General features: G+C 55.9%; 19 protein-coding genes and 1 tRNA gene. 9 read left to right on the top strand and 11 right to left on the bottom strand.

Annotated features, from left to right (window positions below; genetic code table 11):
• The first annotated feature begins 3 nt into the window (after positions 1-3).
• Positions 4-831 (top strand): NAD(P)-dependent oxidoreductase, encoded by an 828-nt coding sequence (locus Q0778_RS14720; RefSeq protein WP_298337103.1) that lies wholly within the window; start codon positions 4-6, stop codon positions 829-831.
• Positions 832-926: 95 nt separating this feature from the next.
• Here the strand turns inward: Q0778_RS14720 and Q0778_RS14715 are convergent, their stop codons facing one another.
• Positions 927-1,931: a MarR family transcriptional regulator gene (locus Q0778_RS14715; RefSeq protein WP_298337101.1), complete on the bottom strand. Its 1,005-nt coding sequence runs from the start codon at positions 1,929-1,931 to the stop codon at positions 927-929.
• 129 nt (positions 1,932-2,060) lie between these two features.
• Here Q0778_RS14715 and Q0778_RS14710 point away from each other — a divergent pair, with 129 nt between their 5' ends.
• On the top strand, positions 2,061-2,639 hold the full coding sequence (locus tag Q0778_RS14710; protein WP_298337099.1) for a sigma-70 family RNA polymerase sigma factor: 579 nt from the start codon (positions 2,061-2,063) through the stop codon (positions 2,637-2,639).
• A gap of 11 nt (positions 2,640-2,650) precedes the next feature.
• Positions 2,651-3,031 (top strand): DUF6768 family protein, encoded by a 381-nt coding sequence (locus tag Q0778_RS14705; RefSeq protein ID WP_298337097.1) that lies wholly within the window; start codon positions 2,651-2,653, stop codon positions 3,029-3,031.
• Here the strand turns inward: Q0778_RS14705 and Q0778_RS14700 are convergent.
• The 6 genes from Q0778_RS14700 to Q0778_RS14675 form a co-directional block, all read right to left on the bottom strand.
• Positions 3,028-3,621: a L,D-transpeptidase family protein gene (locus tag Q0778_RS14700; RefSeq protein ID WP_298337095.1), complete on the bottom strand. Its 594-nt coding sequence runs from the start codon at positions 3,619-3,621 to the stop codon at positions 3,028-3,030. The two genes, Q0778_RS14705 and Q0778_RS14700, sit on opposite strands and share 4 nt — an antisense overlap.
• 89 nt (positions 3,622-3,710) lie before the next feature.
• Entirely contained in the window at positions 3,711-5,000 is a 1,290-nt protein-coding gene (locus Q0778_RS14695; protein ID WP_298301881.1) for an adenylosuccinate synthase, read from the bottom strand.
• Between the two features lie 105 nt (positions 5,001-5,105).
• Complete coding sequence (locus Q0778_RS14690) at positions 5,106-6,806, bottom strand: hypothetical protein (RefSeq protein WP_298337093.1); 1,701 nt, start codon at positions 6,804-6,806, stop codon at positions 5,106-5,108.
• A 125-nt stretch (positions 6,807-6,931) separates the two neighbouring features.
• Positions 6,932-8,041: an ATP phosphoribosyltransferase regulatory subunit gene (locus tag Q0778_RS14685; protein WP_298301877.1), complete on the bottom strand. Its 1,110-nt coding sequence runs from the start codon at positions 8,039-8,041 to the stop codon at positions 6,932-6,934.
• A 120-nt stretch (positions 8,042-8,161) separates the two neighbouring features.
• Positions 8,162-9,742 (bottom strand): phosphoglycerate dehydrogenase, encoded by a 1,581-nt coding sequence (gene serA / locus Q0778_RS14680; protein ID WP_298301875.1) that lies wholly within the window; start codon positions 9,740-9,742, stop codon positions 8,162-8,164.
• Positions 9,743-9,841: 99 nt separating this feature from the next.
• Complete coding sequence (locus Q0778_RS14675) at positions 9,842-11,020, bottom strand: phosphoserine transaminase (protein ID WP_298337091.1); 1,179 nt, start codon at positions 11,018-11,020, stop codon at positions 9,842-9,844.
• Positions 11,021-11,170: 150 nt separating this feature from the next.
• Between Q0778_RS14675 and Q0778_RS14670 the strand changes: the two genes are divergently transcribed.
• On the top strand, positions 11,171-12,394 hold the full coding sequence (locus Q0778_RS14670) for a glycosyltransferase family 1 protein (protein ID WP_298337090.1): 1,224 nt from the start codon (positions 11,171-11,173) through the stop codon (positions 12,392-12,394).
• A gap of 1 nt (position 12,395) precedes the next feature.
• On the opposite strand, the gene Q0778_RS14665 is transcribed toward Q0778_RS14670, so the two are convergent.
• Both Q0778_RS14665 and Q0778_RS14660 read right to left on the bottom strand, forming a co-directional pair.
• Positions 12,396-12,830 carry a hypothetical protein gene (locus Q0778_RS14665; RefSeq protein WP_298337088.1) on the bottom strand — a complete coding sequence of 145 codons (435 nt, stop codon included), beginning with the start codon at positions 12,828-12,830 and terminating at the stop codon, positions 12,396-12,398.
• An 80-nt stretch (positions 12,831-12,910) separates the two neighbouring features.
• Complete coding sequence (locus tag Q0778_RS14660) at positions 12,911-13,552, bottom strand: PadR family transcriptional regulator (RefSeq protein WP_298337086.1); 642 nt, start codon at positions 13,550-13,552, stop codon at positions 12,911-12,913.
• 116 nt (positions 13,553-13,668) lie between these two features.
• On the opposite strand from Q0778_RS14660, the gene Q0778_RS14655 reads away from it, so the two are divergent.
• The gene (locus Q0778_RS14655; protein WP_298337084.1) at positions 13,669-14,991 is read left to right on the top strand and encodes a replication-associated recombination protein A; all 1,323 of its coding nucleotides are present in this window, start codon (positions 13,669-13,671) and stop codon (positions 14,989-14,991) included.
• Positions 14,988-15,890 carry a hypothetical protein gene (locus Q0778_RS14650; protein ID WP_298337082.1) on the top strand — a complete coding sequence of 301 codons (903 nt, stop codon included), beginning with the start codon at positions 14,988-14,990 and terminating at the stop codon, positions 15,888-15,890. Before Q0778_RS14655 ends, Q0778_RS14650 begins: the two co-directional genes overlap by 4 nt.
• 29 nt (positions 15,891-15,919) lie before the next feature.
• Here the strand turns inward: Q0778_RS14650 and Q0778_RS14645 are convergent, their stop codons facing one another.
• Positions 15,920-16,330 carry a TM2 domain-containing protein gene (locus Q0778_RS14645; RefSeq protein WP_298337080.1) on the bottom strand — a complete coding sequence of 137 codons (411 nt, stop codon included), beginning with the start codon at positions 16,328-16,330 and terminating at the stop codon, positions 15,920-15,922.
• A 209-nt stretch (positions 16,331-16,539) separates the two neighbouring features.
• Between Q0778_RS14645 and Q0778_RS14640 the strand changes: the two genes are divergently transcribed.
• A tRNA-Thr gene (locus Q0778_RS14640) sits at positions 16,540-16,615 on the top strand.
• Between the two features lie 13 nt (positions 16,616-16,628).
• On the opposite strand, the gene Q0778_RS14635 is transcribed toward Q0778_RS14640, so the two are convergent.
• On the bottom strand, positions 16,629-16,751 hold the full coding sequence (locus Q0778_RS14635) for a hypothetical protein (protein ID WP_298337077.1): 123 nt from the start codon (positions 16,749-16,751) through the stop codon (positions 16,629-16,631).
• A 422-nt stretch (positions 16,752-17,173) separates the two neighbouring features.
• Here Q0778_RS14635 and Q0778_RS14630 point away from each other — a divergent pair, with 422 nt between their 5' ends.
• Together Q0778_RS14630 and Q0778_RS14625 are read left to right on the top strand one after the other, a co-directional pair.
• Positions 17,174-20,380 (top strand): AAA family ATPase, encoded by a 3,207-nt coding sequence (locus Q0778_RS14630; protein WP_298337074.1) that lies wholly within the window; start codon positions 17,174-17,176, stop codon positions 20,378-20,380.
• A gap of 53 nt (positions 20,381-20,433) precedes the next feature.
• On the top strand, positions 20,434-21,735 hold the full coding sequence (locus tag Q0778_RS14625) for a cytochrome P450 (protein WP_298337072.1): 1,302 nt from the start codon (positions 20,434-20,436) through the stop codon (positions 21,733-21,735).
• Position 21,736 lies beyond the last annotated feature (1 nt).

The following is a 21,736-nucleotide window of genomic DNA, read 5'->3' as shown; positions in this document are numbered from 1 at the left end:
GCGATGAGCGAACTCGCCAGCCTTCCCTTGTTCCACAAGATTTCCGGCGAGCGCGTCCTGGTTCTGGGAGAAGGTGCGGCGGCTGAGCCCAAGCGAAGGCTGGTTGAGCGCGCTGGTGGAATCATTGAAGATGACCAGCAGCGCGCCATCGACGAAGGCATACGCATCGCCTTTGTGGCATACGAAGATGCCAAGGCATGCGAGGTTGCGGCGGTCAATCTTCGCTGCGCGGGAATGCTGGTCAATGTGGTTGACCGCCCAGAGTTGTGCGATTTCACCACTCCCAGCATTCTGGATCGAAACCCGGTGCTGATTGCGGTTGGCACTGGCGGCGCATCAGCTGGTCTTGCCAAACATATTCGGCTCAGGCTCGAGCGGATATTGCCCCGCTCTCTTGGAGACTTGGCGCGAAAACTGTTTGCGGCCCGCCCGGCGCTTCACGAGATCTATCCTGACAGTGGCGACAGACGGCGTGCGCTTGACAATGCTTTGCGCGAAGGTGGTGCGCTTGACGCCATGGCGTCCCAGTCCGTTGATCGGGTTGGGGGTTGGCTTAAGGGTACAGTCCAGACGAAAGCAGTACACAAAGAGACATTTACGGTCACAAGCCAAGATCCAGAGGATTTAACGATCAAGCAGGCACGACTTTTGGGAGAGGCTGATATCGTCTGCGCCGACTCCACGATCTCATCCGAAATCCTCGCCCGCTCTAGAGCCGATGCGGTTCGGGTTGTGTGCGAGAAAAGTGCAAGCTGCGAGAGCGGTCGATGCTCCCTAACGGAGGCGGAGGCCAAGCAAGGTGGCCTCACCGTCGTTCTACGAAACGCTTAGGCTCCAGCGCTCTTCAGCCTGAATGAAAGTTGGTGCGAGCCCAAGCGTCTGGGGGAAGAAGTGGGCCCGCACCAAAGAGGACGATTCGCGCTGTCTCAAGCCGCTTGGCGAAAAGGCACTTCGATCTCTGCAAAATAGCGCGCCATCGCCTCACGAGACTGATCTGTCAGTGCGATAAAGGCCCGCCGCTTGTCACTTGGATCAGCCATGCGCATGAACACATCGCTATCAACCAGCTGTTTGATCCAGCGCAGAGCCGTGGTTGCAGGGACCATCGCAGCAATACACAGGCTGGTAACCGAAACGCGTTGATTTTCGCCTTCTGCAGCAGTGAGATCGAGCAGCATGTCCCAAGCAGGGTCAGCAAACAGCTCCCCTTCGAAGAACTTTATTCGCGCCTGCCGGCGAGCGATCAACGCGCGCACAGTTCCAGGGTCAGGCAAGGTTGCCTGTGGCTCCTTAGTTTGCGCATTTGAGTTTAGGAGCGGATTAGCCTCTGGCCCACGGAAGTCCTGTTTGAAGTCAGAAAGCTTACGGTCCGACGGTTTTTGGACCTGGCCATGTGGACCCGAGAGCCTATCAAGCTCATGCGCGATCGCATCAACCTGACGCGACAGATATAGGAGGCTCAGCCGGTCCTCCTCGGTCATCTCGCGGACCCGCGCATTGCTGATTTGCGAGAGCGTGCTGCCCACTGCGACTAATCGCTCCGCACGGCTTGGCCCGACCAAGATTTGCGGGTTCGAATGATCAAGCGCACTGAACACACAGTCCAGCGCTTCAAGCGAAGTGCTAACAATCAATTGCGCTCCGGCCTGCGAGATCCGCATGTCGAGCCGCACGAGTGCCGCCAAGCTCGACGGATCAAGGTAGGGACAATCGACCAAAACCACATCTCCAAGCAGACTGATTGGTCCGTCAAGCAGGTCACTCAATGCGCCTGCTTCGATGGCCCGAAATCCTGCGCCGCTCAAATCCTCTGCGATCTCTGCGCGAACACTCGCCCGGTCGGCATAAATCGCTACGCGGGCTGGAAGTCGAGCGGCGTCTCGCGCGGTGTCATAAGAAAAGTCTTCCGTTGTGTTTTCAGAGTTAGACATCGACTCGCCCCCTTATCTAGTAGAAACAAAAATAGAACAAACAAAGATCAAGTCAAGACTTTCTACCTTGCGCCGGTTTTTTCAGGCAAAGATTGAACAATCCGCATGATTAGGGCGACTACTGCTGTGATGACCAAATTTTCGCCAACCCATCGCAAGCAATCGTGTGTGGAGCAGCCCGCTTCTGCGGCTCTGTATGACGAATGGCTTGTCATGATGGCGAGAGACGGCGACCGCCAGGCAGCCGTGAGGTTATACCAACGTTGGAACCCGCGTCTCGCCCGCGCGGCAAGGCGTTATGGGATGGAAGACGAGGCGGCGTTGGACCTTGCGCAAGAATGCTGGCTGGCGATCTTCAAAGGTCTTTCAAGGCTGCGCGATCCTTCAAGGTTTCGCTCCTACGCTTTTGCCGTGCTTCATCGGCGCGGATCGGAGTATGTTCGCAAGTCACTGCGCGAGCGCAGCGCCATGGATTGCCTTGCGACCAACACGGAAACCAAACCCGAAACCCAAAGCGAGCGGGCAGCCATCACTCAGGCTTTCGCGAGCCTTACGCCAGATTTGCGCGTGGCAGCGCATCTGCACTTTGTTGAAGGGCTTACTCTGCGCGAGATCGCTCAGGTTCAGCAGATCCCCGAAGGCACTGCGAAAAGCCGCATATTCAACGCCCGGCGCAAACTCAAAGATGCCTTGGGGCCCAGCACATAAAGGAGAAGGCAATGGCCGAAATCGATGACAAAATTTCAGAGGCACTTGATCAGGACGACTATGCGTTCCTTACCAACCTTGATGCCGATCGCGGGATGTTTCAACAGATCGGCGACACATGGAAAGGACCGCTGGGCGGCTGGGCGAAGCTGTTGTTTGGTTTCACCTTTGTGCTTGGTATGGGGCTGCTCTATGCCTTCTATCAGGTCGCACACACGCGCCACCCAGTAGAGCACACCTTGTGGGCGATACTCGCTCTGACGCTGATCGTGCTTATGGGCTTCGCAAAGGAATGGATGTTTGCCCGGATGAACATGCTTACGATCCTGCGCGAGATTAAGCGCTTGCAGGTGCAAGTGGCCCTTCTCTCAGAAGAGAAGCAACAAGACTAAGGCCGAATTTCGATGGGTGTACCGTCGGGCACGATACGCCATAGCTCTTCAATCTCATCATTAGAGAGCGCGATGCACCCATCGGTCCAATCCCCTCGCATCCGGCCAGAGACCAACTGGTTGGGCTGCCCGTGGATGAAGATATCCCCGCCCGGTGATCGACCATATTGCGACGCAAAGGCGCGGTCGTTGTCGTTGGGGTATGATATGCGCAAGGACAGGTGGAAGCGGCTTTGCGGGTTACGCCAATCGATCCGGTAAATGCCTTCGGGAGTGCGCTCATCGCCCTGAAAACGCTTATGCCCTTTTGGCGCATCCCCAAATTGTAGACCACGGTATGCGCGGATGGGTTTGCCATTCTCATAAGCGACTAAAAGGCGCTCGGATTTGTCGACAATCAGATAATCGGCAATCGGTCCATAACGCGATTGCCCTCCGCGCCCGACAGAACGCGAGGCGGGACCTCGATTGGTTGATGCTGCTGGAGTTTCAGAGGAGCGAGCACCGAGATCACGAGGTCCTTGTCCACGATTCTGACCCGCACATGATGCGAGCAAAAGAGCAATAAAGAGGACAAGTAGGCGCTGCATAGTGAACGGTTGTACTCACCACCGCTGTTCGCTGCAATTGGGGTTGTTATCGCACGTCCCAGGCAAGGACTCTTTTAGCAAGGGTGCCCTTAGTCCACGAAAGGATCGCGCATCAGGATCGTGTCATCGCGCTCGGGACTGGTAGAGACGAGCGCTACCGGGCATTCGATAAGCTCCTGAACACGCTGAATGTATTTGATCGCGTTGGCGGGCAAATCTGCATAACTGCGCGCGCCCGCGGTGCTCTCAGACCAACCTTCCATCTCTTCATAGATCGGCTCTACCACAGCCTGATCAGCGGCGTGAGTGGGGAGGTAGTCGTAGACATTGCCATTCAGACGGTAGCCGGTGCAGATTTTGACCGTTTCAAGCCCGTCGAGCACGTCAATCTTGGTCAGAGCAATGCCTGTGACGCCAGAGATTGAGCACGTTTGCCGCACCAAAACTGCATCGAACCAGCCGACACGACGCTGACGGCCGGTGACAGTGCCAAATTCATGGCCGCGCTCGCCAATGCCCTGCCCGACCTCATCGTTTAGTTCGGTCGGGAACGGCCCGCTGCCAACGCGGGTGGTGTAGGCCTTGACGATACCGAGAACAAAGCCAGTGGAATTGGGACCGAGCCCGCTTCCAGAAGCGGCTGTGCCGCTGACCGTGTTGGAACTGGTAACAAAAGGATAGGTTCCGTGATCAACATCAAGGAGCACGCCTTGCGCGCCCTCAAACAGGATCTTTGCGCCTGCCTTGCGCACTTTCTTGAGACGCTTCCAAACGGGCTGTGCGAACCGGAGCACGAATGGTGCCACATCGCGCAATTCTTCGAGCAGCCTCTCGCGATCCACTGGTGGCTGGTCAAAGCCCGCTCGCAGAGCATCGTGGTGCGCGCAGAGCCGGTCCAATTGCGGCTCGAGACTATCAAGATGGGCGAGGTCGCACACGCGGATCGCGCGGCGGCCCACCTTATCTTCATATGCTGGGCCGATGCCGCGACCTGTCGTCCCGATCTTGCCCTTGCCTGCTTGTGTTTCCCGAAGTCCATCGAGATCACGATGAAGCGGGAGGATCAGCGGGCAATTGTCGGCAACCGCCAGATTGTCGGCAGTGATTTCCACGCCCTGGCCTTCCAGCTTGGCGACCTCATCGCGCAAGGCCCATGGGTCGAGCACAACGCCATTGCCAATCATGCTCATTGTACCAGAGACAATGCCCGATGGTAAAAGCGATAGTTTGTACACTTCGCCATCGATCACCAAGGTGTGGCCAGCGTTATGACCACCTTGGAAACGGACAACAGCATCAGCGCGTGAAGCGAGCCAATCGACGATCTTGCCTTTGCCCTCATCGCCCCATTGGGCGCCAATCACGGTGACGTTGGCCATGAAACCTTTAGCTTTCTATGTCGGAGAATTGTGGAAGTTATTGCGGGCGCGTCAGTAGGCGTTCAGGCATTTAAGAGCAAGCGTGCAGTACAGAGTTGCCCGCCTTTATTCAAAGGTCACAGCGGATTCTTCGCACACGTTGATTTGGCCCACTTCGATCACCCGTTCGCTTGTCGTAACAGCCTTGAAATCGAATATGCAGGCCTCCGAACCGTCGGTGACTTCAATGTTCCACTGCTGATTGCGAGCGAGCGAGGCTGTCGCAAGCCTGTCCTTGCCCCAACCCATAGTCGCAGAATTGGACCAATAAAGACTCTCAAGAGCTTCCCCAGTTCGGTTCATAAGCGAGATGTTGCGGTTTAACTCCGCGTTTTCGCCGCCAAGACCTTTGCGAAAACCAGCGATTTGTCCGGGTCTTGCGATCGCTGAATTTGGCTGTGTGGGACCTACGACAAACGGGCCATCTTGCTTACGAGGGTCGACTGCTGCCTCTCCAAAGGCAATCGTCAACATGTTATTGGTGTTGCCCAGATTGCTCACACTGATTTGGTAATCCTTGCACGCGCCCTTTGGATCAATCGTGAATTCGGTTGCATCAGTAAGGTCATAGTCTGAGTGCATCGAGTTGCCACTTGAATCGGTCACATCGAAATCAAGATCAGTGCGTCCTTCTCCGCGCGCACTGATTCTGGTTTCAGCACAGATCTGAAGCGGGAATTTTGTCGATGCGCTCGCATCGATCAAATATTCGCCCTGCCCCAAATCCCCCACACGCGTGGACGGATCAATGAGCGCAACCTCAAATGAGTTGTCGGTGGCTCCGATGTTGTTGACCGCAAGCCTGTAGGTCTCACATTCGCCACTCGGCTCCAACGTTTTGAATGTCACATCGGACAAGTCCATGTCTGTGTGCACCTCAGCGCCTTCACTGTCAGCCAAAGTAAAGTCGAGATCGCTCACCCCGCTGCCGCGCACTTCAAGACGCCGAACACCGCAGACTGGGAGGTTGACCATCAGCTGGGTGTTGGCGCTCGCTTTGTATGTACCCGGCCCACTTCCTTCCGCTTCAACGGTGTGCGGCTCGCCACCTACACCGTTGGCGACCGCTGCGGCAAGGCTGGTTGCGGGCGCTGTTCCGGCAAACTCGACCGTCTCAAGGCCTTTTGGCTCAACCACCAGCATCATCGCATTATAGACGCCGCCGAGGTTCGTGACTTCGATCTCAAACATCTCACAATCAGAGAGCAGACCCGCCAGTTCAAAGGTGGTTTGATCGCCTGTCCCTGCATCCTCATGGACGATCCCTCCGTCAGAATTTCGAACGATGAAATCAAGATCCGTATCGCCATCTCCGCGCGCGCTCACACTAGCGGACGTGCCACAGGCTTTGAACCCGTGGACCTCTGTCATTTCGCCCTGAACGATGTACTTCTTCACCCGCGTGGAGCTTGCCATGATCGGCTCAAGCATAACGGTGAAGTCGTTCTTTTCGTCACCCAGATTAGAGACCGACAGCTTGAATTGTCTGCAATCCTCGCTCTCATTTTCAAGAACAAGGCTGAGATAGTCGTCAATTCCGGCATCGGAGACAAGCATGGCACCACTTGGCGAAATCACCTCAAAATCGAGGTCGGTCCCGCTGTCGCCGCGTACGGCGAGCTGGCTTTCCGCTGAGCACACGTCAAGGTTGATGTCGAGCCGTTGCGAGGGTTCAATGGAGTACTCGTCAACTGCTGCAATCGCAGGAGTGGCGGTGATAGCGACAAGCCCAACGCAGGCCCAAAGGGAAGCTCGAAAAGTGATCATTGCAGCCACCGTGCACACAAAAAGGTTACCAGACAGCCAAACCTATAGCGTTTTTTGACTGAATGACAGCTTGATTGCTCCATCCGGAGTGTATCCGCATCGGTAGAGTAGCATCAACTAGGGGACTACAAGAGCGCGACAGCGGTCGCTCCGTCCAGCCTATGCGTGCAGCCCAGCGCTGCCGGGTCTTCGCCTTCACCAAGCTGTGCTTTGGTGCGCCAACCTTCTTGCCGAAGCTGCGCCGCGATTGCTGGTTCGTGATCAGTTGGCAGATAAACCATCGGCTGCGGATCTGGTTGTGGGGCGATTTGTGCGAGCGCGTTAAGGTAGAGCGTAAAACCAGTTGCCGCCTCTTCGGTGCCGCCAATACGATAAGTTCCGCCGCGCCCAATCGCTCCGCGTAGTCCCTCTGCGTAGAGGGTAAAACCAAACCAGCTTTGATATTCAAAGCCGTGCCGTTCCGTCGGATCCAGGGACACTCGAGCCGTCTCTCCCACGCGCTCGGCAATGGCGGTAAGGCCGCCAAGTCGGGTAGTAAGCGCACCGCTCACATCAAATTCTCGCAAAACTGCAAGAGCTTTATCGATAGGTCCCGCAGCGTACAGCAATGGGAGGAATGCCTCTCCGCCTACTGCCTTAAGGCCTCCCGCATCTTTCGTATCAAGTTCACGGCGGATGGCATCAGTCGTGTCTGCATCAAAGGACGGGTCGCCGCTCGCTAAAGTCGCCACCAAGTCTGGCAAAGTGAAATCGACGGAGATACCTGCAATCCCAGCTGCCCTAAGCGCGGCAATCGCCGTCACCACGCTTTCAGCGGCGGCTTCGACGGTATCTGCGCCAATCAGCTCTGCACCTAGCTGCAAACGCTCCCGCGCAGGGTTCAACTGGCTTGCTTTGATCAGTGCAGTATCACCGCAATAGGCCAAGCGAAGCGGGCGCGGTGCGTCCTTCATGCTGGTTGCTGCAATGCGCCCGATTTGTGGGGTGATATCGCTGCGAAGCGCCAGGGTACGAAGGCTCGCCGGATCGACAAAGCGAAACATATCGCGGGTCCGAACACCCTCCATACGGCTGGCGAGCGAGCTCTCAAATTCGAGAAGCGGCGGCTGCACTCGGTCATAGCCATGGGCATCAAGAGCATCGAGACAGGCTCGCATCGCGGTTGTGATCCGCGGGGCGCTTTCGGGCAGTCGATCTTCGAGGCCCTCTGGCAGGAGGTCGGTGTTTTGGGTCATCTATGCAATTTCCGTTCGCCCTGAGCCTGTCGAAGGGCCGTCTTTGTCATTGAGACAGCGCACTAGAAGAAAGTGCGGTGCTTCGACAAGCTCAGCACGAGCGGTTTTTTGATCGAGGCGTTAGAAACTGAGCCCTTTGACCATCTTCACGCCTTCAAGGCCTTCCGCTTCCGTCAATACCTCTGACGCCAGGGCATTATCAAGGCTCAGCAGCAGTACCGCCTCGCCGCCTGCATCTCGGCGACCAAGGTTAAAGGTACCGATATTGATGCCGTGATTTCCAAGCAGCGTACCAATGCGGCCGATAAAGCCCGGCTTATCGTCATTGACGACGTAAAGCATGTGCCCATCAAGTTCAGCTTCGATCCCGATACCGAAAATCTCGACCAGGCGCGGTGCTTCGTTACCGAAAAGCGTGCCAGCGACCGAGCGCGTGCCTTGGTCAGTTTCAACTGAGACGCGAATGAGCGTGTTAAAGGCACCTTCGCGGTTCTGGCGGATTTCTGAGACCTCAAGCCCGCGTTCTTTGGCGAGGAATGGTGCATTGACCATGTTTACCGTGTCGGAATAACGGCGCATAAAACCCGCCAGAACCGCGCCGGTAATCGGCTTACCATTAAGCTCAGCCGCAGCACCCTCGCGCTCAATACTGATCTTAGTCAGATTGCCGTGTGCAAGTTGCCCGACAAGACTCCCCAGCTTTTCAGCAAGGGCCATGTAAGGCTTAAGCTTGGGTGCTTCTTCTGCGGAAAGGCTAGGCATGTTTAGGGCGTTCGTAACGCCGCCATTGACGAGGTAGTCGCTCAATTGCTCGGCAACTTGCAACGCGACATTGACCTGCGCCTCTGTCGTGCTGGCACCGAGGTGCGGCGTGCAGATAAAGTTAGGCGCGCCGAACAGCGGATTGTCCTTGGCAGGCTCTTCTGCAAACACGTCAAGGGCCGCACCAGCAACTTGGCCGCTTTCGAGGCAGTCCTTAAGCGCCGCCTCGTCGATCAAGCCTCCCCGTGCGCAGTTAATGATGCGAATGCCGGGACGCGCCCCCTCGAGGCGTTCGCGGCTAAGGATATTGCGGGTCTCATCAGTAAGCGGAGTGTGGAGCGAGACAAAATCAGCGCGCTGGAGAAGCGTGTCGAGATCGACCTTCTCGATACCCAGTTCAAGTGCACGATCTTCGGTGAGGAAGGGATCGTAAGCGATAACTTTCATTTTAAGGCCCTGTGCACGGCTGGCTGCGATTGAGCCGATATTGCCTGCACCTATCAAACCAAAGGTCTTGCCCGTGAGTTCGACGCCCATGAAGTCTTTCTTGGGCCACTCGCCCGCCTGGGTGCGCGTGTTCGCATGTGGCACCTGACGCGCGAGCGCCATAGTCATCGCAATCGCGTGTTCGGCGGTGGTGATCGAGTTGCCAAACGGCGTGTTCATCACAACAACGCCTTTGCCACTGGCATATGGGATATCGACATTGTCCACACCTATACCAGCACGGCCAATCACTTTGAGATTGGTGGCGGCATCGAGGATTTCTTTGGTGACCTTGGTCGAAGAGCGGATCGCAAGACCGTGGTATTCGCCAATACGTGCTTTGAGTTCTTCGGGCGTTTCGCCAGTGATTACGTCAACCTCACAGCCGCGCTCTTCGAAAATACGCGCTGCATTGGGGTCCATTTTGTCGGAAATGAGTACTTTGGGTTTCATGGTATATTCCTTCGCGAGTCCCAGCGAAGGCTGGGACCTCATGCGGCTAGTCACTGATTGAGGGAAGCCCCAGCCTTCGCTGGGGCTCGCATAATTGGCTCAGCCGTTCTTGACGGTTTCGTAGGCCCACTCGATCCAGGGCAGCAGACGTGAAATGTCTTCTGCTTCGAGTGTTCCACCGCACCAGATACGAAGCGAAGGCGGCGCATCGCGGTATCCATTGAAGTCATAGCCAACGTGACGCTCTTCGAGCATCTTGACGATCTTCTTAGGCACCGCAGCCTGATCTTCAGCCGACAGACCTTCGTACCAATCGCCGGTGAACTGCATGCAAACGCCGGTGTTGGTGCGCTTGGCAGGGTCAGAGACCATGTTCTTCAACCAAGGCTTGGCTTCGATCCACTCTTTGACAATTTTCGCGTTGGTGTTCGCCCGCTCAAACAGAGCCTCGCGGCCGCCAATGGACTTCGCCCACTCAAGCGCCGCGATATAATCTTCGGTCGCAAGCAGCGAAGGCGTGTTGATGGTCGCGCCTTCAAAGATGCCCTTGTTGATCTTGTCGCCTTTTTTAAGGCGGAAGAGCTTGGGCAGCGGCCAATCAGGGTCATAGCTTTCAATCCGCTCTACCGCTTTGGGTGAAAGGATAAGCATGCCGTGCTGAGCTTCTGAGCCCATAACCTTCTGCCAAGAGAAGGTGGTCGCATCGAGCTTTGCCCAGTCCATTTCCATCGCGAAGATCGCGCTGGTGGCGTCGTTGATGGTGATCCCTTCGCGGCCCTCTTCGAGCCAGTCGGTGTTGGGGATCGTCGCGCCAGAGGTCGTACCGTTCCAGGTGAAGACAACATCGTTCGCCTGAGGGATGGTGGTGAGATCAGGAATCTCGCCATAGTCAGCAGTCAGCGTTTGCAGGTTGGGAAGCTTCAATTGCTTTACCGCATCCTGAATCCAGACATTGCCAAAGCTTTCCCACGCAGCGACCGATGCCGGGCGTGCAGGATCAAGCATGTTCCACATGGCCGCTTCGAGAGCGCCCGTGTCAGACGCTGGCATAATGCCGACGAGGTAGTCGTCTGGAATGCCAAGCAACTCGCGCGTCAGATCAATCGCATATTTCAGGCGGCCTTTGGCAAGCGCTGAACGGTGCGAGCGACCCAGCGAATCTGTTTTCAGCTTGTCTAGGGACCAGCCCGGGAATTTAACCGTTGGACCGGAAGAAAATTGAGGACGCTCAGGTTTGAGCGGTGGCTCGTGCAAGAGCCCACGTGCGTAGTCAGTCATGTATTCTCTCCTTACAGAGAGCTCGCGCGGCGTTGGGACCGCGTGGCCCGGAGCCGCATGTAGAGATCGCACATTTCCTGTCAATGAACATTGGTGCCAAACTCGTTGAGTATGGTAACGCCGCGCTGATTCTTCTAAGTAAAGTTCTCCATGCAGACTTCTGACCTTCGCATTGCCCTGTTTAGTGGCAACTATAACTACACCCGCGATGGTGCGAATCAGGCACTCAATCGCCTGGTGGGCACACTGCTTGGCAAGGGTGCGAAGGTGCGCGTCTATTCGCCGACCGTCGCGGAGCCCGACTTTGAGCCAACTGGCGACGTCGTTCATGTGCCCAATGTGCGAATGCCCGTAAAAGGTCGCGGCGAATACCGTCTGCCCTTGTGGTTGGGGAGTGCGGTTAAACGTGACTTGGTGAAATTTGAGCCCAATATCGTGCATGTCTCCTCACCCGACCCGTCGGGGCACGCGGCGCTGAGGTGGGCACAAGAGTACGATATTCCTGTTCTTGCATCGGTCCACACACGGTTTGAGACATACCCGCGCTATTACAATCTGGCATTTCTTGAGCAGCCAATCGTCAAGATCATGAAGCGCTTCTACAATCGCTGCGATGCGTTGGTCGCGCCTTCGCAAAGCATGATTGATGAGCTTCTGGCGATGAAGATGCACGATGATATCGCGCTTTGGTCACGGGGAGTGGACCGGTCGGTTTTCGCTTCGGAAAAGCGCGATATGGAGTGGCGTCGTTCGATCGGCCTCGCTGATGATGACGTTGCGATTGTTTTCCTGGGCCGCCTCGTGATGGAGAAAGGGCTCGACGTTTTTGCCGAGACGATTGTTCAATTGCGCAAGCGCCAAGTCCCGCACAAAGTGCTGGTGATTGGTGACGGCCCCGCACGCGATTGGTTTGAAGGAGCACTTCCTGGAGGAATATTTGCCGGGTTTAAGACTGGCACTGATCTTGGAAACGCACTTGCAAGCGGAGATATTTTTTTCAACCCAAGCGTGACCGAAACCTTTGGCAATGTGACACTTGAAGCCATGGCAAGTGGTCTGCCAGTGATTGCGGCCGGAGCAACCGGCGCATCAAGCCTTGTTAAAGACGGCGAGACAGGCCGGCTCATCCCTCTCAAGGGAAAGAAAGGCGCCGAAGTTCCAGATAGCGATGGTCTAGCTGAGGCGATTGCTCCCTATTGCACCGATGCCGATCTTCGCCACGCACATGGCAAAGCGGGCGAGGAGCGCAGCCTCGAATACAGTTGGGAGTCGATCAACCAGGTCGTCGCCGATACCTACATTCGCTTGGTCCAAGACAGGCGCGCGCTGCAAGAGGCCGAAGCTGCCAAATCCTCGGTAAAACTTGCAGGCTAGATCAGCGAAGCACGCCGGCTTTCGCCATGCGCTGCGCATAGACAAGCATGAACAAGGTCGTAATCCATACCAGGATTGTCAGTGTAGGGCTGGCGAGGCTTTCTGGAACATTGCTTAAACCATATTGCCAGATGTTCGAGCCAACTAGGCCAATGATGGCGACTGCGACCGAATAAAACGCGAAGCGTGAGCGCAGCAAAAGCAAGATCGAGCCCAGGATTGCGCCCCAAACACCTAGCGCCCAAAAAAAGTTTGACCATGCCGGCGCGGAAGCGAAATAGGCGATCTCCACTTCACCCATGCCCAGGTTCTCAAGCATGCCAAGCCGTGTCATCGTGTAGCTAAAGCCACCTAGCGAATTCCACAGCAGAGTAAGTACGCCGACAACCCAGAGATGCCAGGGTGTCTTTACGCCTGTGTCGCCAATCGTTTCCATGAGTCTCCCCTCCCCTTGAAACGTTTTCGTCCAGGGAGAGGGGTAAACTTTCAAGCCCCGAAGAGCAAATCTGCGTGAGATCACATGCGCTCGATGCGCTTGGCGACCTCATCAATAATGTCGACGATTTCGTTCATTGCAGCTTGGTCAAGCTTGCCAGCACGTGCGCGGTTCTTGAGGACGCTGCCAAGGTTGCTCATCGCGCGGAAAAGGTCTGGAGACTTTTGTTTAATCTTCTCTGTGCGCTCACCATGCTCACCTAGGCGTTCCATCAGTTCTGAAACCTCATCGGCGCGCTCTTCAAGCTCGGCCTTGCCTGACTTGGTCGCTTTGAAGGGCTTTTTGCTCGCACCTTCGCCATCATCACTCGCCTTCGCTTTGGCAGGCTTAATCCGCCCTTCTTCCTCGAGCATTTGCAGGGTCGGATAGACCGCACCCGGAGAGGGAGCATAGCTACCGCCGGTCATATCTTCGATCGCGCGGATCAGTTCGTAGCCATGACGCGATTCGCGCGCGATCAGAGCAAGGAGGGCCAAGCGAAGCTCACCTGTGCCGAACATGCGGCCACGGCGCTTGCGGCGTTGGGCCCCGTCGTGCCATTCCTTGGACTTGCGGCGCGTGCGACGCTCGCCACTGTCCCAGTCGGAAGCAGCTGACGCTGCCATCATAGCGATCATTGGGCCAAGCTTTTCCCAGCCGCCATTTCTATTATTCCAAGTCATTTAGAACACTCCTGATACTTCTTATGGCAATAAAGATATATCTTTGACCTATCACTTCAAGGGGGGATGGTCTGTTTTGTGGCATTTCCCGATGAACGGCTTATGCCCGTCTGCGAATGGCTGATTTGTTTGAAAATGACGCACCTCTGGCCCCTACGGCGAGTGAACGGCACCCGCGTGACGATGCACCGCTGGCCGACCGTCTGCGCCCTCGCGACCTTTCGCAAGTGATAGGTCAAGAGCATCTGACCGGCCCGGAAGGCACCATCGGGCGTATGGTGGCGGCAGGCAAACTTGCCAGCATGATCCTGTGGGGGCCGCCTGGCACCGGCAAAACCAGTATCGCTCGGTTGCTCGCCGCAAGCGTTGGCATGCGCTTTCAGTCAATAAGTGCTGTGTTCTCGGGGGTCGCTGATCTGAAAAAGGCCTTTGCCGAAGCCGACAAGGTGGCTGCTGCCGGACAGAAGACCCTGCTCTTTGTGGACGAGATCCACCGCTTCAACCGCGCACAGCAGGACGGGTTCTTGCCCTTTGTTGAGCGTGGCACGGTTACTCTGGTCGGCGCGACGACGGAAAACCCAAGCTTTGCTCTTAACGCAGCGCTTTTGAGCCGTGCACAGGTACTAATCCTCGAACGGCTAAGCCATGAGGCGTTGGGGGCGCTCATGTCCAAGGCGGAAGGCTTGGAAGGGCCCCTCCCCCTTACCGATGATGCGCGCGCGGCTCTAATCGCCAGCGCAGATGGAGATGGCCGCTTTCTGCTTGGACAGGCGGAGACGCTCTACAATGCAAAGTTGACCGAACCGCTTGATCCGCAAGCCCTCAGCGTGTTTTTGCAACGCCGCGTGGCTGTCTACGACAAGGACCGCGACGGGCATTACAATCTCATCAGCGCGCTGCATAAATCCATGCGTGGCTCAGACCCGCAAGCATCGCTCTATTACATGGCGCGCATGCTGACGGCTGGAGAAGAGCCACTTTATGTGCTTCGACGCCTCGTGCGTTTTGCGAGCGAAGATATTGGCCTGGCGGATCCGCAAGCCCTAACTCAATGCTTGGCTGCGAAAGACGCATATCAATTCTTGGGAAGTCCCGAGGGCGAGCTCGCGATTGTTCAGGCCTGCCTCTATTGCGCTACCGCCCCCAAGTCGAACGCTGCCTACGCCGCGCAAAAAGCTGCGTTCAAATCCGCCCGCGAAACCGGAAGCCTGATGCCGCCCGCCAACATCCTCAATGCTCCGACAAAGCTGATGAAAGACATCGGCTATGGTGAGGGCTATTCCTACGACCATGAGGCTGAAGATGGCTTCTCAGGTGACAATTATTGGCCTGAGGAAATGTCCCCGCAAACCTTCTACGAGCCCGTCGAGCGCGGCTTTGAACGCAAGGTCAGGGAGCGGATCGATTATTGGAACAAGCTTAGGACTGAGCGTTCATGAGAGAGTTTGACCACTTCCTCGCCATCGATTGGTCGGGTGCCAAAGGCGAACGTCACAAGGGCATTGCTCTAGCCCTTGCCACCAAACAAGGAGAGGCACCGGTCTTGGTCGAGCCTCCCAAAGGCGGTTTCTCCCGGCAAGATGTGCTCGAGATCCTGCGCGATGACTTGCCAGTCAATACACTGGTGGGGATAGATCTTGGCATCAGCCTACCCTTCAACGATTGCGGCGCGTTCTTTCCCGGGTGGGACCGAAGCCCAAGCCATGCGAAAAAGCTCTGGGCTTTGATCGATGCCATTTGCGATGCAGAGCCACATCTGGGGGCAAACAGCTTTGTGAAACACCCCGATGCGAGGCGATACTTCCGTCATGGCAAAGAGGATGAGGGGGACCGGTTCCACCTCCCTCAAGCCATCAGTCGGCAGGGCCGCTTTCGCGAAGCCGAAATTGCCCAGTGGCGTCAGAAATGTCGTCCCGTGAGCAACTTCAACCTTGTGGGAGCCGCGCAAGTGGGCAAGAGCTCGCTTACCGGCATGCGCATGCTGCACCAGTTGCGCGGGCATCTCCCAGTCTGGCCGATGGATAAAGTGCCTGATCGGCGCGTCCGCAAGGGCGGCTCTATGCTAGTCGAAATTTACACTGGTCTTGCCTCACGCGAGGCCGCGGCCAAAAGTGGCTCGCGCACCAAGCTCCTTACCTATGCCGACCTGAACTCAGCCCTCGAAGCGCTTGGCTGCCCACCCGTGGACGAGATCGGTGAGATCGACGATCATTCCTCCGACGCGCTCCTGACGGCTGCTTGGCTGCGCAAAGCTGCAAAAGAACCAGAACGCTGGGAACCACGCGCGCTTACCGCCGAGATTGCGTGGACAGAGGGTTGGACTTTCGGCGCATTCTGATCTGCGCAGACATGCGTCTTCGGGCGCAACTACCTATAAAGCCGAGTAATATCGTCGCGACGTTCTTTCTTGTAGCCTGTTTGCTTCAGGTCATTGAGCATTGCTTGGCGCCGACTGTCCATTTCGTTCGGAAGCTGACGTTTTGCTGCCTCCGGTTCGGGCTTTGGAGGCTCATTCCCATAGATCATATCGATCGCGTTCAAATTGTGCTGATTGATCATGTCAGGGATCAAAAATGCATCCACCAACCACCACAAGATCGTAACTGCAAGCCCAACGACCGAGAGGGAAAGCAACAGCTGGGCGAGGCCCGAGCCGGTCTTCCCTGCGTAAAAGCGGTGGACGCCCAACCAACCAAAGAACAGCCAAAGGATGTATGCTACGCCCTTTGATTTCTCGTTGCGCTCAAAGACCAATTCTTTCTGATGCAGTTCGTCCATGTCCCGTCCCTGGTAAGCAGTTAAGATGTATCTTTAGGATAGATTTTACAAGAGCATTTGACTGTATCGGAGGGGTTCTTCGATGAATGAATGATGCCGTTCTGCCAATTCCTGCAAAAGTGGGCTGGACATCGCATACCCTTTGCGGCTAGCGGGCGCTTTCGCAGTAATGCGGCGCGTGCAGTTACCTTGCTCACGCACGAAAATGGGCCGGCTTAGCTCAGTTGGTAGAGCAGTTGATTTGTAATCATCAGGCCGCGGGTTCGACTCCTGCAGCCGGCACCATTTCCCTGACATGTCAAAACTGGATGGCCACAATCCCATTGGATTGGACAGCGCTTGCTCCTGCAAGCTCCGTAGATCCGATCTCTTCATGCGCTTTCCCCGCCTCAACCGCATCCGGTGCACCTCGCCAGTGCATGAGGCCAAGCGAATTAGGGCGCTAGGGCAGCAAATCGTAGATTGGGCCGGGTCAATATGGTGCTGGATAGACATTTGTGGTGAGGTGAGTGGCCGTTTGGTAGTCAAGTCTTGCATAAAAAACGGTGTGCACGCGAGGGTGCGTTCCGGGCCGCTTGAGACACTTGAGACACTGTCTAAGGGTTAAAATCCTCTCGATCAGTTATGCAGATTTTGATCGAGAAAAGCGATTAGTGACTTGAGGGAAGAACAACGCATGACTGCTGGGTAGCAGCGCCGAGGGGCGTAGGAAAACTGCATATTTCTTGCGTGCGTGGCGTGTTCTAGCGAACATCCCCGTGGGCCAGTGCCCTTGTACGCCTGACACATGCGCCTGTTGCCTGAAACGCTTGCGATGGCCCCCCAAAGATCGAGCTCGCCGCTTTGGCAAAAGCCTTCGGTCGCAACTGCGCCAGCAACTGCCAAGGTCATGAGCAGTATCTGCCAACGTCAGCTGTGAAAAAAGCGCTTTTGAACCACGGCTTTGCCCGTTATTCAGGCCGCATGGGCTGCGGGCAATGCCAAAACGAACGTCTCAAAGGGCACAAGTTCTGCAGTAACTGCGGAACGAAGCTTGACGCCGTTCAAAAGGCAAGAACGGCTCCGGAAACGGAACGGCGCCAAATTACCGTCCTCTTTTACGATCTGGTCGGATCAACAGAGCTCTCAACCAGCGTTGAGCCAGAGGATTTTCGAGAGGCCATCGCCAATTTTCACAGTGTGGCCTCCTCCGCCGTGCGCCCATTCGATGCCTTCGTGGGCGCACATGTTGGTGATGGGGGGATAATCTATTTCGGCTATCCGGTAGCGCGCGAAGATGCGGCCGAATGCGCGATCCTTTCAGGCCTTGCTCTGATCGAAGCGGTTTCAAAGATCACACTGCCCAATGGCGAAAAAGCCGAAGCGCGGGTGGGCATTGCAACCGGCACAAGCATTGTGGGTCGCATTGAGGACGGAGACACTGGCAATAGCGCCGCCGGCCGTGTCACTAGCCTTGCTGCAAGGCTTCAGTCGTACGCCAAGGCAAATCAATGTGTTATTGCGGAAACCACAAGACGCTTAGTCGGCGGCCTGTTCCAGCTTGATGACCTCGGGATCATCGAGGCCAAGGGCTTTACCGATGACGTCCAGGCTTTTGGTGTTGTTGCCCGCAGCGAAAACGACCGTTTCCACGCTCTGCGGGGAGGCGGCTCCACGCTGATTGGACGTGAAGCACAAACAGCGGCGCTCCGGAAAAAATGGGACCAGACCCTCGAGGGAATCGGCAAAACCTGTATGGTCGTTGGAGAAGCTGGCGTGGGCAAATCACGGCTCGTTGCGGATTTCGTCAACTCGCTCGACCACTCCAATGTCGTCTTCATTCCCTGCTTTTGTGCCCCCCACAGCCGACAAGCAGCGCTTCGCCCCTTTATTTCAAGGTTTAGAAGCATAGCTGGGGCGAGCGATCATCAGTCTTCCCCCTCGCTCGAAGCGCTAGATTTGCGCCTTGCACCGGGAACGAGTGAGCTGGATCGGCACCTGATTTGCCGATTGATCGGGCTCGACGCCGAGGCACCTGAAGAGGTGCTGGCGATGACATCAAACCAGCTGCGTACCGCGACTATTGATGCGATTATCCATCAGATCGACTTGCTGTCTGAAAGGCAACCCGCAGTTGTCGTCATTGAGGATATGCATTGGGCCGATCCAAGCTCCCGCGCCTTGGTCGAAAAGACCCTGACGCGTGGCGATCTTGGTCGTGTTTTGGTGATTATGACCGCTCGACCAGAGATCGAAGAGACCTGGGAAGTTTCCAGCAGCATCGACACGATCGCCTTACCCCCCTTCACCAGCGATGAATCCCGCGAGCTCATCAATCAAGTACTCGGGGCGCAGGCCTCGGCATCCATGGTAGATGCGATCACTGAACGGTCTGGCGGTATCGCCCTTTTTGTTGAGGAATTGACCAAGGCAATCCTCGATTCCGATGCCCACGTCCCGGGCAATGTGGCCGATGGCTTCGAATTGCAATCAACCTTTACGCTGCCTGAAACGCTGCAAGACTCGCTTCTTGCCCGTCTTGATCAATTGGGGGAAGCCAAGCGCATCGCGCAAATCGCCTCTGTCGTTGGGCGCGAATTCACAAAGGACGACCTTGCCAAGGTCGCTCCAGACTTATCGCCTCTTATCGAGCGCGGCTGCGACACATTGCTCAATTCGGGCATGACGGTGCCGCTTTCGGAAGATGCAGAGCATTTCCAGTTTCGTCACGTGCTGATTCAGGAGATCGCCTACTCCACTCTCGTTCGAGGAGAACGACGCGAATACAACGCCCGCCTATTAGAGGCATTGGAGCAGGATGAGAGGGCCGATAATCCAACAGATGCAGAACGTTGGGCGCACTATGCCCTGGAAGCTGATCTGCCCGCGCGCTCAATCCATTATTGGTTGTTGGCAGGACAGGACGCCATGAGGGTGTTCGCCATGAGCGAGGCTGAAGCGCGGCTTAGGAGAGGGCTTGAGCTGATTAATCAAGTCGGCGACCCACGCGAGCGAGCAAGGCTTGAGCTCGACCTGCTTTTGACCCTCGGAAAGGTGCTGTTGGCACATGTAGGGCATGCCAACCCTGAAACTGGTGAGATTTTTGCGAAGGCCCGCCACCTGGCGGAAGAACGCGGAGACAGAACCAAATTGCTGGCATCAATGCATGGGCAACAATCCTACGACCTGCAGCTAAGCAGAATTCAGGCCACACAAGAACGCGGCGCGGAAATGCTCTCTTTGGGGGAGGAGTTTAAAGATGATGTTTGGCGTCTTATCGGTTATCGCAGCCGTGGCATCGCCAGCTTCCCATTGGGCAACTACAAACAGAGCGTCGATGATCTTTTGAGTGGCATCGAACTGCTTGGCCAACTCGGCGATTCCATTGCTGAAGAAATCGTCGCCGATGATTTGATTGTCGCCATGCAGTCTTATGCCGCGATGGCCTCGATCTATCTCGAGGAAAACGCGCTGAGCACCAATCTCTATCAATCCGCCACCAAACGCGCCAACGCGATCCGTCAACCCTATACTCGGGCATTTGCTGCCGTCGGGCGCAACTATAGCCGCTTGATGCAGGGAGATTTTGACGGGTTAGAGCAGGATTATCTGGAGCATATTGCACTGAGTGAGAAGAATGACATCCCCTATTTCTTTTTCACCTTGAAGGTGTTCCTTGCCCATTATGAAGCATTACGCGGCGCACCGAATGCGGCCCAAAACTTGGCAGAGGCGATTGAGGGCTATCGCCTAACACGCAGTATTGTTTACCAGCCAACGTTCAAACATTGGGAGGGTCTTGCATGGCTTGCTCAGGGAAATCTGGACAAAGCCAGAGAAGCCAATGTCTGGTCGATTGAGACCGCGGTTGAGTACGGCATGTATCATATGTTTGGCGAGTATTATGGCCTTAAGGCGGTTTTGGACCACAAGGACAATAAGCTCGACGATGCTAGTGAGGCTGCGCGGCTGGCAAGAAACTGGACCAGTGATCAAAATGCTGTGCTTTGTTCAAAATTGAACTCCCAACTATGGGAAAACTACGGGATCTCAGATAAACTACCGGCGTGAACATCTATTCGTGACTTTAAAGTATTGAATTGCGATCTAAAGGGGGGGACAATATGGGCAATGTAGCCGCGCTTTCGCGAGGTGAGCCGCAGGGTGCTTCTTCGGCAACGGGCCATAGTCGCACCGACAATGGATTTGATCCTACGCTGTTGCAGTCCGACGGGTTCGTCTCTCGGTTCACGAGTTATCTCTTCCGCCATCCACTAGCGGTTTTTAAGTTCTTGCGCCGTTGGTGGCCGATCCCAAACCTTTTCGGATGGGCGGCCATAACGCGCTTTGACGATGTTGCGGAGGCGATGCAAAACGACAAAGCGGTTGCCACCCCTTTTGGGCCTAAGATGAAAGACTTGGCCGCTGGCCCGAATTTCGTCCTCGGCATGGCCGATAGTGACGAATACCAGGCGATGCATCATGAGATCATGCGGGTATATCCACCCGAGGACAATGACGCGATTATCGCACCCTTTTCCTATCAGGAAGCGCATCGCTTGGTGAACGAAGGGGAGGGAAAGATCGATGGTATCGGAGGATTACTGATCTTAATTCCCATTCTGATCTGCGAAAAATATTATGGCCTAAGGGTCGAAGACAAGGCGGGTTTCGCGCGCTGGACGATAGCGATGAGCAGCTACATGTTTGGCGATCCTGCGAACGATCCCAAGATCAAGGAAGCGGCCTTTGCAGCGGCCGCTTTGGTCCGCCCAATCGTCGATGAAGCAATTGACAGAGCGCAAGCTGGCCCAACCGAAGACACGATCATTGCGCGTTTTGTTCAGCGGCAAAAAGAAGCGCCCGAGGCCATGCCTGACAACGTCCTGCGGGCAATCATGCTAGGGATGATCACAGGCTTTGTGCCAACCAATACAATGGCGTCAGGACATGTATTGGAGTTGCTGTTGAGCAATCCCGATTGGATGAGGCAGGCCCGTGCTGCCGCAATCGCAGATGATGACGATCTCTTGGCGGGGTGCCTGTTTGAGGCGATGCGCTTTTGGCCGATCAACCCTGGACCGTTCCGTGTTGCAGGCGAGGATTTTGTCGTCGCTGCAGGTACGCGGCGCGAAAAGCTGATTACGAAGGGGACCAACATGATCGTCTCGACCCAATCGGCGATGCACGATCCCCGGCGTGTCGAAGACCCAGGCACGTTCAATCCACACCGCGAGCAAACCAACTCAATGCTCTTGGGATTTGGTCTGCATTGGTGCATTGGTGCGCCGCTTGCCCGCGCACAAATCACCCAGACATTCAAAGCCCTTTTGAAGCGTGACAATGTCCGCCGCGCTCCGGGGAAAGAAGGGAAGATGACAAAATTGGGGCCCTTCCCTGAAAACCTCTGGGTGCTTTACGACTAAG

The sequence above is a fragment of the uncultured Erythrobacter sp. genome (assembly GCF_947502395.1).
Classification (GTDB): domain Bacteria; phylum Pseudomonadota; class Alphaproteobacteria; order Sphingomonadales; family Sphingomonadaceae; genus Erythrobacter.
Note: the sequence above shows the minus strand (reverse complement) of the source record. Positions and strands in the feature narration are given on the sequence as shown.